This window comes from Ilumatobacter sp. (genome assembly GCF_046290335.1).
Taxonomy (GTDB): Bacteria; Actinomycetota; Acidimicrobiia; order Acidimicrobiales; family Ilumatobacteraceae; genus Ilumatobacter_A.
Window position 1 is genome coordinate 563,704 of record NZ_JBKAGH010000002.1, and the last position, 11,798, is coordinate 575,501.

The window sequence follows — 11,798 nt, forward strand, 5'->3', positions numbered from 1 at the left end:
AGGCTTGCCGGGTATCGAGGTGATTCGCTCGACCGGCTGAACAGGAGGAGACGCTATGGCGTTGGCTGTGGTCCGCTCCTTGGACGCCCCGAAGGCGCTTGTCGCGCCTGGTGAGGTTGAGGATTTCGAGCAGGAACTGGTCGATCAGTATCTGCTTGCGACGGTGGGTGCAGGTTCGGGTGACTCGACGGTGGTGGAGGACCGAGGTGCGATCTTCGAGTTCATCCGGTTCCTGGGGCGACCGGTGTGGACGGCGCAGCCGGCCGACGCTGATCGGTTCTTGGTCCATCAACGCAAGGAGTTGCATCGGGCCCGGTTGACGGTGCAGCACAAGGCGTGGTCGCTGGCGCGGTTCTACTCGTTCCTCGTTGCCCGCTACTCCGGTGACATCGAACGTTTGACCGGCCACGTGGTGATCCAGATCATCGACGAGTTCAACCGGCCGACCAAAGCCGACTACAGCAACGTGCGGGTACCGCCGTCGATTGAGGAGATCGATGTGTTGTTCGCAGCGTGGCGTGAGTGGTTGCCCGAGGCGCGCAAGTTCTTGCCGGCGACACGGGATTACATGGCGGCGTCGTTGTGGCGCCGGTGCGGTCTGCGGATCCAGGAGACCTACATGCTCGACATCCGTGACTGGCGACGTGATTTGGGCGAGTTCGGCAAGATCCATGTCCGGTTCGGCAAAGGCAGCCGAGGCCGCGGACCCAAGAGTCGACTGGTGCCGGCGATCAACGGCGCGGCGGATCTGATGGATTGGTGGTTGGGCGACATTCGCCACCAGTTCGACGACGCCTATGAGGACCCGAACGCTCCGCTGTTCCCGAGTGAACGGCGAGACAAGCTGACCGGTGCGTGCAGCCGGATCGGTGACCAGGCGCTGCGTGACGGACTCGCCGCAGCGGTTGGTCGTTGGTTGCCGGCGTGGTCCGACGGTCGGTTGACGCCGCACACGCTGCGCCACTTCTGCGCGTCGTCGCTCTACCAGCGCGGCGTCGACCTCAAAGCAATCCAGGAACTGCTCGGCCACGAGTGGTTGTCGACCACGACCCGCTACATCCATGTGCACGGCGATCACATCGAACGCGCCTGGACCGAAGCGAACCAGCGGATTGCCGACCGCCTCGACCCGAACCGGGACAACGAACAGGAGTGAACTGATGCGTTGGAATCTGAGACTGACCGCTGCCGAACAGGGCATCTGGAAATCGACCGAGATGCGACGCCGGCTCGCGGACGCCGGCTTGGAGATCTCGGCCGGGAAGATGTCGTCGTTGTGGGCGGGAACGCCAACCACGATCCGGCTCGAGGACCTCGACGTGATCTGCTCGGTCCTCGATTGCGACCCGGACCAGTTGTTGATCCGCGAGCCGGACAAGGTCGAGGCCCGCAAACCGCGCAAGAAGCGCGCCGCTGGTGCGACGGTCACGCCGAGGTTGGGGAAGAACCGAACGCTGCCGCCGGGGTGAGCTGGCAGAGCTTCTGCGCCACATGCGGCGAGTGGCCCGTCGCGTTCACCACGGTGAAGTTCTGCTTCGGGTGTTGGCCCGGCGGATCCGCCGTTCCGCCACCTTGTCTCGAGTGCGGATCGACGACGGACTACTTCACCAACGGGCTGTGCGGTCGCTGCCACCGGATGGGCCATGTCACGATCGACACCTGTCCGGACTGCTTCGCGTGGGGTGCGTCCAAGCATCGAGCCTGGCGATGCACCGCGTGCAACGGCTGGCGAGAAAAGCGCAAGCTCGGAGTCTGCTCGTGCTGCAGCCGCGAAGTCCCCATCAACATCTACGGCGCCTGCCGGCTCTGCACCAAGCAACGCACCCGGGTCCTGGCGACGAAGCCGCCGTTGCCGCTCCCCGATCTGATCGCCGCGAACCGGAACGGACAACAGCTGTGGTTCGCCGATATGGGCAAAGCTGCCTCGGCGCGACGCCCGAAGTCGCCGCCACCACCGGTTGCGGTCGGGACTCTCGCCCGGTTCCCGGTCACTCACCTGCAATTGCCGCTGTTCCGTTTCGAACGTGACCTCAGCGTCGCCCGCCGGATCGGTCACCTCGATCCCCGCGACGCGAACCTGGCGTTGCTGTTGGATCAACACGTCGACGAGTTCGGCCGAGCTCACGGCTGGGACCGCCGCAAGATCGTCACCGTTCAACACGGCGTGCACATCCTGCTCGGCCAGCAAGAAACGATCGGCGCACCAATTCGCTGCAGCGACATCGACGCGATCGCCAAACTCAAGGTGTCGACCGTCGCGCTGAGCGACGCCCTCGACGCCGCTGGCATGCTCGACGACGACCGACCACCATCGATCGTTGGCTGGTTCGCCACCAAGACCAACGGCCTGCCCGAAACCATCGCCGCCGAACTCGGCGTGTGGTTCGACGTCATGCGCCACGGCAGCACCACCCCGCCTCGCAGCAAGCCGCGCAGCGATCTCACCATTGGTCAACAGCTCCGATCGGCGATGCCCGCCGTCGAAACCTGGGCCACCAGGCACACCTCGCTGCGCGAGGTCACCCGCGACGACATCTACACAGCGCTGCCGGCGAGCGGATGGCAGCGCACCCACATGCTCCAAGGACTCCGCTCGATCTTCCGGACCCTCAAGGGCCGCAAGGTCGTGTTCACCAACCCCACCACCCACATCCGCCAACCCCACACCAACCACCCGATCCCCGCCCCCGTTGGTCTCGCCACCATCCGCAACCTGCTCGACTCGCCGAACACCGCCCGGGCACTCACCGCAGCGCTGCTCTGCTACCACGCCATCCGCGTCAAGGACCTGCGCCACATCGGACTCACCGACATCTACGACCGGCGCCTCCACCTCGGCGACCAGACCATCGTGCTGGCCGACGCCGTCCTCGAACGCCTCGACACCTACCTCTTCCACCGGCACTACACCTGGCCGAACACCGCCAACGAGCACCTGTTCATCAACATCCGCAGCGCCCACCACACACGCCCGGTCGACAGCTCCTGGCACACCCGGTTGCTCGGCACACCCGCCCAACAGATCCGCCAAGACCGCATCCTCGACGAAGCGTTCGCGACCGGCGGCGACCTCCGACAGATCAGCGACCTGTTCGGCCTCTCCGTCGCCCAAGCCAACATCTACGCCAACCACGCACACCACGCCGCTCTCAGCGACCAAGCCGGGCACGACTGACCCACGACGCATCGGCCCGGACCAATACATCGGCGCAGGCCGATACAATCCGCCGGCATGAGCGCCACGATTCAACACGCTGCACCCATCGCGACCGCAGCGAAACTGTTCTGCGGGTTCGGCGACCCGACACGCCTCGCGATCATCACCACACTCGCCGACGGTGAACAACGCGTGAGCGACATCGTGACTGCGCTGAACGGCTCCCAGGGCAACATCTCCGGTCACCTCAAGTGCCTCAGAGAATGCGGACTCGTAACCGATCGGCGCGTCGGCCGCGAGGTCCACTACCGCATTGCCCACGACGAAGTCATCGACGTGGTCCGCTCGGCCGAACGACTCCTCGCAGTCACCGGCGAACACATCGATCTCTGTCCGAACTACACCACCAACCCCAACGCGTGAGCAGCCGATGACCGTCAGCCGTTTCCACGTCGCCGGCATGGACTGCGCCGCCGAAGAACAACTCGTGCGCATGGCACTGTCCGACATCGACCAGATCAACCGCATCGAAGTCGACCTCGACCAACGTGACGTGCTGATCGACCACACGACCGACACCGACACCATCGACACCGCACTCCAAACCCTCAACCTTGGCGCCGAGTTCGTCGACGACACCAGCGAGATCGGGCCCGCCCCCGACACCCGACGCGAACGCAACGCGCTGATCGTTGCGTTCGTGATCAACGCCGGCTTCTTCGTCGGCGAACTCACCGTCGGCTTGATCAGCCGCTCCATGGGACTCATCGCCGACGCACTCGACATGGGCGCCGACGCCAGCGTGTACGCGCTCAGCCTCGCCGCCGTCGGGACCGCTGCCGCACGCAAGAAACAACTCGCACGCACGAGCGGATACCTCCAGATCGGCCTCGCCGCGCTCGGTCTCGCCGAGGTCCTACGACGATTCTTCGCCGACAACGAACTCCCGGACCCGACCTCGATGATCGTGATGTCCGTGCTCGCGCTCGCCGGCAACATCATCACACTGCTCGTGCTGCATCGCGTCCGGTCCGGCGAAGCACACCTACAAGCCAGCTGGATCTTCACTGCCAACGACATCAAGGTCAACGGACTCGTCATCGCTGCAGCGATCGGCGTCACACTCACCGACTCCGGCATCCCCGACCTCATCGCCGGCGCCGTGATCTTCGCCGTCGTCGCCAACGGCGCCCGACGCATCCTCAAGATCAGCCGATGAACCCGACCCGACGTCGCACCATGCTCGCCTGGATCGCCGCGCTCATCACGATCGATCTCGCCACCAAGATCTGGGCCACCGCCACACTCGACGACGCACCCACCACGCTTCCCGGACCCATCGACCTGCAACTCAGCTACAACAGCGGCACCGCATTCGGGCTGTTCACCAACATCCCACCCCTGCTGATCACCGCCGCAACCCTCACGATCGCGCTCGCAATCCTCCGAGCCGCATGGAACAACCGGACACCCACCGGGCCCGCCACGCTCATCATCGCCGGAGCGCTCGCGAACACCATCGATCGGCTCGAAGCCGGCTCCGTGGTCGACATGCTGCACACCGGCTGGTGGCCCACCTTCAACATCGCCGACATCTACATCACCACCGGCATCGCTTGGTGGGCAATCACCGCCACGACCGCCGACCATTCGATCTCGCCGACCATCGAAGCAACCAGCGCCACACAGCAACCCCAGACCTGACACGGCACACTCATCCGCTACGGTGACCCCCAGTTCACCAACCCCGGACCAGTCAGCCAGACCAGACCGACAAGCACCCCGGAGTTCGGCCCCTACGACCCCGGTCATGGCTTCATCCCCTGGTCTGTATCACAGATCGCACGCTCAGGTCCGTTGGCTGCGATGACGTGTTGAACGACTGCGGCTCGCCCAGCGACCGTCCACACGGAGCGACCACGGGTCAACCGAGGGAGAAGCTCGACGAGCCGGTCGTTCATCCTCAACAACTCGCCGGTCGCCGTGAGCTGGTCGGTGGCTTGACGGAAGACGACTCGGGTCTGGACGTCGGCGAGGAGTCCCTCGGCGACCTTCGATGCTGAAGTGCCGGAGTCGGCTTGGGCATTGAGATCGGAGAGGCGGTGGGTGATGAGGATGTTCCAGATCCCCCAGAGCCGGCACAGCTTGAGCCTCGACTGCAGCGTCTTGGCGGCGCGTTCGGACGCCATCGTCGCCCAGACTTCGTCGTCGACGAGGATGCCCCGACGGCCTTTCGCCGGGAGGTTCGCCATCTGACCGGCGAGCGTCGACGCTGCGGCCATCTGGACCAGGGGAAGAGCCTCGGGGTTCGAGAACACCGACGACAGATCGATCACGACGCCCTGGCCGGACATCGCCTCGACCGACACCGTCGACGCGCCGTCGAACATGCCGCGCAGCGTGGTGCGAAGCAGTTTCGAGAGAGCCAGGCGAACGTTCGTGACTGCGCTTGCGATCTCCTTGTCGTCGAGGAGAGCAAGTTCCTCGATGCCTCGGACCGAGTCAGGAAGTTCTCCGAGCAGCGTGGCGAGGTCCACGAGCGTTGGATCGTCGAGTCGTTCCCGGTGGCTGACGTCGAGCACTTCGATCGCCGTATTGAGCAGTGACTCTTCGACCGGGTCGAGGTCGCGTCGCAAGACCGTGGCGAGCATCCCGGTCATCAGTTCTTGGCGGTTCTGGATGGAGCGGATGGGATCGCCGGGGCCGGCTTCGAGGAGATTGAGTCGGTCGGTGCCGCCGGGGTGGAGCTTGATGACCGGCATGTCGAGCGCGCAGGCGAGCGGGCCGTACTCGCCCTTCGGATCAGAGATCGAGATGAATCGCCGATGCCCGTAGAACGCCGCTTGGCGATACAGCATCGTCTTGACCGCCGAGGACTTGCCGTTGCCTGGTTCGCCGAGGACGAGCATGTTCGAGTTCGTGAGGACGGTCCCGCCGCCGAAGTCGCGCCCGTACAACTCGAACGGGTCGTAGCACCAAGCCGACTGTCCGTCGGTGACGTTGACACCAACGAACGGTGCCGCCACGTCATGGAGCGCTCGTCCACCGTGGAACGGGTAGATCGACGCGACGTGCGCCGTCGTCCCACGATGTCGGGGAAGCCGAAGCCCACTCCCGCATCCGGCAACGGGGTCGACGCCGGCAACCGCTGGCGCGATCTCATCAACGCTATTCGCGTCGATGGACGTTCGCCGGAATCGCATCAGCGGTCTCCGATTCGTCGGGCGAGTGTGCGGCCGAGTGGGAGCGATGCGACCCAGCCGTCGCCTTGTCGACCCCACAACGGTTGGAGTTCGATGCCGGCGTTCGCGGCGACCTGTTCGAGATCGGCTGCCTGCTGGTCGAGCCGGTCTGATGTGGACGCAGTGAGGGTGAGGAGTCCGGTGTAGAGGCACTCGACGTATCCGGTGGCGAGTTCGATCTCACGGGACTCGACCTCGGCGACGGCCTTCTCGTCGGCCCGTCGCACGATGAACCCCTTCCGGCGGCGGGTCTCGATGTTGGCCTCGCGCTGAGTTCGCTCCCGGTCGACGTCGTTGTCGGATCGTGACGGGGCGAGGGGTTCGAACACGGTCGTGAAGGTGCGGGTACAGTCCGAGTCGAACACGAGCGAGTCGAGCCACGACCCGGCAACCTCCCGACGCGGCCAACGAGCAAACCACCACGACCGATGCCACGCCCCGTCGACCACGACCGAGCCGAGGCGGTCATCGACATACATCGGCCCGAACGTCGGCGCCGCTGTGCCGGTTGCGGCAGCGAGTGAGTGGGTCAGCGTGGCCAGGTGCTCGACCGCCGATGGGTCTGACCGGACCCGCATCGCGGTCACGAGGTCCGATGCCGACAGCACCGACTCGACCCGCAGTCCTGATGTGTTGAGCCGGCCGGCGAACAGGCGCGTTTGCTCGGACACCGTGCGCAGCCCGATCGACAACGACGTTTCACCACGAGTCTTCGACACGCGATTGAGGTCGACGGTGACCTCGACGAGCACCTCGTGGTCGATGACCGTCGCCGACGTGTCCCGCAGCAGCTGGAGGTAGCTGTTGCGAGCGGGGTGCTCGGCCTCGTCGGCCCACGCGCTCTCGAGGCGAGCGACCGAGTCACGGATCGGCATCGGCGACGTCCAGTCGTGGAACGTCACCCGAGTGACCGGCGAGTGCTCACGCGCGAACCCTGCGATGGCGCCGCCCCATTCGTCGATCCGCATGTCCTGTCCGACCGGATCGACGAGCCCGAACTGACCATCGCCGCACACCCGCACCACAGCGGTGACGGTTCCGGCTTGGCGGTCACGGACGATGCCCACCGGGCCGGTTTGGCCAATGGTCGGCCAGTCGACGTCGATCTCGTACAGGTCGAGACCGGCCAGGACCGGCGGAAGTGCTGCGGTCGCTTCCCCGTCGGCGACGAGTGCAACTGGTCGATACCAACGGTTGCGTGAGCGCAGCCGACGCCACCACCACATGACGAGCGCAGGCAGAATCTCGTGAGCGGGCCGCTCTCGGATCTTGCCGAACCACAGCCAGGCGCAGCCGGCGACCACAGCGACGCAGATCGGGATCGGGACGTACCCTGCGATCGCCATCCACCCGGCGATCAGAGCCACCGCCCCGACGGCAGCGAGCGACGGCGGGACCGTCCCGAACATTCCCGACCGCCGCCGCTCGCCGAACCGGTACGCCCGCAGACGAGTTGATTCACTCACGACCGATCACCTCCGAGCGATCGTCCGCCAGCAGACGGCGGTGAAGAGTTCGATGTAGCGGACTCTGCGGCCGATGTCACCGCCGACTTCGTTGCCGATGTCGCGGCCCTGGCAGCACTCGCTGCGACCACCAGCGGCGCGGCCGGGCCCGCGGCCGCTCCTGCAGCCGCCGTCGACGAACCGCCACCCGACGCCGCGACTCCCGACGTGAAACCAGCGCCGCCGGCCGATGCAGACCCAGTCGATCCGGTAGCCATCCGTCCCACCGGTGCGCCACCACCTCCAGATCCTCCCGCTAGGCGACGCATCGAGGTCTGGCCGTAGTACTGCAATTGCATCGCCTGGGTCCCACCGCGCATCGGGGCGGATGCGATGCCCTGCGCCACGACAGCGGCAGCGACGATCGGCATCAGCTTCCACACCAGGAACGGCATGAAAGCGGCGAGGCCGAACATGATCACTCCCGACACCAACGTGCCGAGTTCTCGAGCGAGGTTGTCGCCGACCGGATCGCCCGGCTCTCCGGTCGCTCCGATTCCACCGAGCGCTGAGACGCCGACCGAGAGCGCCAGCACCATCACCGGCTTGGCGATGATCAGCGCCACGAGCAGTTCGAGCACCTTCTTGGCGGTGTCGCGCAGCGGCGGGAAGATCATCGATGGCAGTCCGAACGACACGGCGTAGATCACCACGATGTAGATCAGTGCTTCACGCACGAACAGCGTGACCCACATGAACAGCATCGCCGCGAGCAGGACGAGGGCGATCACAATGCCCATGAAGTGCATGTTCGGTAGCCCCGCCATCAAGGTGACGCCGAGATTGTCGAACGCGTCGATTGCGTCGTCGCGAGTCTGCGACCAGATAAAGTCCGACAGCCCGTCGGACAGGTCGACTGCAGCGGCTGCCACGACGACAAGCGACACCATCGCGAAGATCGCCACCGGGAGGTCGTGCCCGACGGTGCGAATCACGGCGCCCGGCGACCCGGCAGCCACGCCACGGATCAACGCGAACAAGACGAGGAGGGCGACCATCGTGACTCCGATCCCGAACGCAATTCGGAATGGCGACGAATCGGCCGTGTAGAACCACTCCGAGGTGAGGCGGGGCGACGACGCCGTGTCCATGAAGTTCCACATCGACATGAGCAGTGCGAGGACGCCCTTGAGGATCCAGTCGGTGATGCCGCCGACTACCGTGTCCCACGCCCAGCCCGCCGCGGCCTGAAACGGAGTGGCGACGAACCCGATGATGTCGCCGATGATCGGGATGGCGAGCATCAGTCGTCGATCCGAGAGATTGTTCCGGCGAACACGGCCGGTTGCCATTCATCGACGGTGACGAACTCGGACGATGGTGACGGCAGTGAGAGTGCGTTTGGCGCCGGCGTCGGGCCCTCGTTGATCGTGATGTCGTCGATGCGCCAGTCGTTGCGTTCCCACACGAGCGAGATCCGATGCGTCCGCCAGATCGCCTCGACGTCACCGTCCTCGGCATCGCCCGTGACGAGCATCGACCACACCGCAACGCTCGCGGTCGCCCCGGCCGTCTCGGTCACGTCGAACTGGAGGGGCGACTCGATCCAGATGCGAGAAGCGAAGTCAGGGCCGAGTTCGTCGATCAACGTGAAGTAGTCGGCGATCACCTCGTCCGACCCGCTCGCCGCTCGACTCTCGGAGAGCAGCGTGTTCAGTGTGTCGTCGAGCCGGATTGGCCCCATCCGCACGATCGTCGGGAACGACGCCACCCAGTTGACTGCCGCAGTAGCGGCACCGTCATCGGTCGACGGGTAGCCGACCGGGATGCCGGCGAGATCGCCTGCGGCGACGACCGGCTGCGGTGCGGGCGAGTCGCCAGCGGACGATGCCTGGTCGCTCTGGTCCGAGGTTGCGCCCGTCGTTGTCACCGTCGCCTCGGTCGCTGCGTCCTCGCCGCCGATGACGAAGGAGCGGACCGCCCACACGCCGAGCATCACCGCCACAAGAGCGATGCCGACGACCTTCGACCCGGACACGTCAGCCCGCCTGGCCGGCATCGAACAGCACTCGGACGATCGTCGGTGCGAGGCCGATCACCATTGCGCCGATGGCGCCGGCGGCGACGTACATCTTGCCCTCGACGCCGCGGCCGGAGTTGCCGTTCATCCCACGCCAGGTCGCCGCTCCGTAGAGAATCGCCAACCCGCATACTCCGAGCGCCAACCAGAAACCCCACGACAGGATCTGCGTGAAGAGGGCGGCGCCCGGCAGTCCATCCGATGACGGCGACACATCATCGAGCGGCGATGCCGCCACCGGGTCGCTGGGCACAAACACCGTGGCAGCGATGAGCGGCGGCAGCACCGCTGCGATGATGCCGGTGCGGCGTCGTGCTGCTCGGCGAATGGTGGGGTCGGACATCGAGAACTCCTGTGGGCCGTGACCCGCCCGATGCGGATCATCTACCCACCTGACCCACCGGCGAACTGCCCAACCGTTACATCGCGAAACGAATCGCTCCTTCGGCGGAGTGTCGGGAAGGCATGAGACTCATCGCTGCTTTCCTCGCCACCTGTGTCATGTCGGTACTGTCGATCCCGCTCGTGTTCGCCAACGGCGGGCCAGCAACATCGCCCTACGCGTGCGGTCGACTCGGTGTCATCCTCGACACGATCCGCACCCTGGAGTCCGGAGGCGACTACACCATCCGGGCTCGAGGCGCGTCGGCCGCCGGCGCGTATCAGTACATCACCAGCACGTGGCGACACTGGGCCGACGAAGCCGGCGTCTCGACCGAGTTGTACCCGACCGCCGACACCGCTCCCCCGCACATTCAAGACCGCGTCGCCGGCGCCAACGTCTCCGCGATCCTCGCCGACAACGACAACCTCATCGAGGTCGTCCCCGTCATCTGGTACTACCCCGCCGCGCTCGGCAACCCCGAGATCATGGACCAGATTCCGATGCCATCGGCGGGCAACGTCCTCACGGTGCGGGAGTACCAGACCCGGTGGCTCGACACCTACAACGAGAAGCTCGCCGCAACCGACGGCGAGACCCCGACCTGTGCTGCCACCGACGTCACCGGCGAGTGGGCCCTGCCGTTGCCTCGCGAGATCCTCACCGTCGAGATGCTCAGCGCACCTCACCACACGTACCCGGCACTCGACCTCATGGTCCCCGTTGGAACGCCAGTTTTCGCCATCACCGGGGGCCGCGTCGACCGCGTGACGAACTGGAATTACAACTGGTGGGCAGTCGGCTGTGGCGTCTCACGGCCACCCGCAGGCTGCCAGAGTTGCGGCATCGGGATCACGATCCAGCACCCCGACGGCCTCCGCCACACGTACTGCCACAACTCCCGTAACCACGTCACCGTCGGCGACGAGATCGCCCCCGGACAACACATCGCAGACTCTGGAAACACCGGCCGCTCGGGTGCGGCTCACCTCCATCTAGAAATGCGAGTTGACGGCCGGCGGTTCTGCCCCCAACAGCTGATGGTTGCCCTAGTTGGCGGTAATCAATTCGCGGGAGTCGCCAATCCGCCGACACAAGGATGCAGCTTCTGACCACGTGGGGCTTCAACGCCGCCCCACGTGGATGGCTGCGTGTCTCTCAGACGACACCGCCTCCGAACGCCGAACCCAAGAACCGGCCCATATGACTCGCTCGACGCTGACTACTCCGACAGCGTCAAGGTCAAGCTCAACGATCGATCGTGGGCGGCCGATACAGAGACATGCCATTGGCGTGCCTCGACGACAACGGCAATTTGCTTGACAGCACTGCAATGACCGGTGACGAGTGGGCCGATGTGCATCGAGTCACGCCCCGAGCGGTGCTGGCGTGCCGGTTCTGCGAAACGCGGATGCAAGCGAAGGTCTCCAAGGGTGGGCTCCGATTCTTTGCCCATGACCGGCGCACCCCTTCATGTCCTAGCGAGGGTGAG

Annotated in this window: 12 protein-coding genes; 7 read left to right on the top strand and 5 right to left on the bottom strand. The window is 65.6% G+C overall.

Features of this window, described 5'->3' with window-relative positions; translation table 11 throughout:
* Nucleotides 1–55: 55 nt before the first annotated feature.
* The 6 genes from ACE37B_RS11055 to ACE37B_RS11080 are packed head-to-tail and all read left to right on the top strand — an operon-like array spanning nt 56 to nt 4,861.
* Entirely contained in the window at nt 56–1,156 is a 1,101-nt protein-coding gene (locus ACE37B_RS11055; RefSeq protein ID WP_409923380.1) for a tyrosine-type recombinase/integrase, read from the top strand.
* Between the two features lie 4 nt (nt 1,157–1,160).
* Nucleotides 1,161–1,469 (top strand): helix-turn-helix domain-containing protein, encoded by a 309-nt coding sequence (locus ACE37B_RS11060; RefSeq protein ID WP_409923381.1) that lies wholly within the window; start codon nt 1,161–1,163, stop codon nt 1,467–1,469.
* Nucleotides 1,466–3,175, top strand: coding sequence for a hypothetical protein (locus ACE37B_RS11065; protein ID WP_409923382.1), 1,710 nt, complete (start codon nt 1,466–1,468; stop codon nt 3,173–3,175). Before ACE37B_RS11060 ends, ACE37B_RS11065 begins: the two co-directional genes overlap by 4 nt.
* 57 nt (nt 3,176–3,232) lie before the next feature.
* Complete coding sequence (locus ACE37B_RS11070) at nt 3,233–3,580, top strand: ArsR/SmtB family transcription factor (RefSeq protein WP_409923383.1); 348 nt, start codon at nt 3,233–3,235, stop codon at nt 3,578–3,580.
* Nucleotides 3,581–3,587: 7 nt separating this feature from the next.
* A complete protein-coding gene (locus ACE37B_RS11075) occupies nt 3,588–4,376 on the top strand; it encodes a cation transporter (protein WP_409923384.1) in 789 nt (262 codons plus the stop codon).
* On the top strand, nt 4,373–4,861 hold the full coding sequence (locus ACE37B_RS11080) for a signal peptidase II (RefSeq protein WP_409923385.1): 489 nt from the start codon (nt 4,373–4,375) through the stop codon (nt 4,859–4,861). The genes ACE37B_RS11075 and ACE37B_RS11080 overlap by 4 nt, the downstream gene beginning before the upstream one ends.
* A 104-nt stretch (nt 4,862–4,965) precedes the next feature.
* Here the strand turns inward: ACE37B_RS11080 and ACE37B_RS11085 are convergent, their stop codons facing one another.
* From ACE37B_RS11085 to ACE37B_RS11105, 5 genes are read right to left on the bottom strand one after another with little or no spacing between them, the layout of a single operon-like run.
* A complete protein-coding gene (locus ACE37B_RS11085; RefSeq protein ID WP_409923386.1) occupies nt 4,966–6,360 on the bottom strand; it encodes a hypothetical protein in 1,395 nt (464 codons plus the stop codon).
* Nucleotides 6,360–7,865 (bottom strand): SCO6880 family protein, encoded by a 1,506-nt coding sequence (locus tag ACE37B_RS11090; RefSeq protein ID WP_409923387.1) that lies wholly within the window; start codon nt 7,863–7,865, stop codon nt 6,360–6,362. Before ACE37B_RS11090 ends, ACE37B_RS11085 begins: the two co-directional genes overlap by 1 nt.
* Nucleotides 7,862–9,148, bottom strand: a complete 1,287-nt coding sequence (locus ACE37B_RS11095) for a type IV secretion system protein (protein ID WP_409923388.1) — start codon at nt 9,146–9,148, stop codon at nt 7,862–7,864. Before ACE37B_RS11095 ends, ACE37B_RS11090 begins: the two co-directional genes overlap by 4 nt.
* Nucleotides 9,148–9,882 carry a hypothetical protein gene (locus ACE37B_RS11100; protein ID WP_409923389.1) on the bottom strand — a complete coding sequence of 245 codons (735 nt, stop codon included), beginning with the start codon at nt 9,880–9,882 and terminating at the stop codon, nt 9,148–9,150. The genes ACE37B_RS11095 and ACE37B_RS11100 overlap by 1 nt, the downstream gene beginning before the upstream one ends.
* 1 nt (nt 9,883) lies before the next feature.
* Complete coding sequence (locus tag ACE37B_RS11105) at nt 9,884–10,267, bottom strand: hypothetical protein (protein WP_409923390.1); 384 nt, start codon at nt 10,265–10,267, stop codon at nt 9,884–9,886.
* Nucleotides 10,268–10,389: 122 nt separating this feature from the next.
* On the opposite strand from ACE37B_RS11105, the gene ACE37B_RS11110 reads away from it, so the two are divergent.
* A complete protein-coding gene (locus ACE37B_RS11110; protein ID WP_409923391.1) occupies nt 10,390–11,418 on the top strand; it encodes a M23 family metallopeptidase in 1,029 nt (342 codons plus the stop codon).
* Nucleotides 11,419–11,798 lie beyond the last annotated feature (380 nt).

Bases quoted from the DNA above. Each gene is read 5' to 3' on its own strand.
- ACE37B_RS11060 (WP_409923381.1), top strand. From the start codon at position 1,161: ATGCGTTGGAATCTGAGACTGACCGCTGCCGAACAGGGCATCTGGAAA.
- ACE37B_RS11095 (WP_409923388.1), bottom strand. From the start codon at position 9,148: ATGCTCGCCATCCCGATCATCGGCGACATCATCGGGTTCGTCGCCACT.
- ACE37B_RS11080 (WP_409923385.1), top strand. From the start codon at position 4,373: ATGAACCCGACCCGACGTCGCACCATGCTCGCCTGGATCGCCGCGCTC.
- ACE37B_RS11105 (WP_409923390.1), bottom strand. From the start codon at position 10,267: ATGTCCGACCCCACCATTCGCCGAGCAGCACGACGCCGCACCGGCATC.
- ACE37B_RS11070 (WP_409923383.1), top strand. From the start codon at position 3,233: ATGAGCGCCACGATTCAACACGCTGCACCCATCGCGACCGCAGCGAAA.
- ACE37B_RS11055 (WP_409923380.1), top strand. From the start codon at position 56: ATGGCGTTGGCTGTGGTCCGCTCCTTGGACGCCCCGAAGGCGCTTGTC.
- ACE37B_RS11085 (WP_409923386.1), bottom strand. From the start codon at position 6,360: ATGCGATTCCGGCGAACGTCCATCGACGCGAATAGCGTTGATGAGATC.
- ACE37B_RS11110 (WP_409923391.1), top strand. From the start codon at position 10,390: ATGAGACTCATCGCTGCTTTCCTCGCCACCTGTGTCATGTCGGTACTG.
- ACE37B_RS11075 (WP_409923384.1), top strand. From the start codon at position 3,588: ATGACCGTCAGCCGTTTCCACGTCGCCGGCATGGACTGCGCCGCCGAA.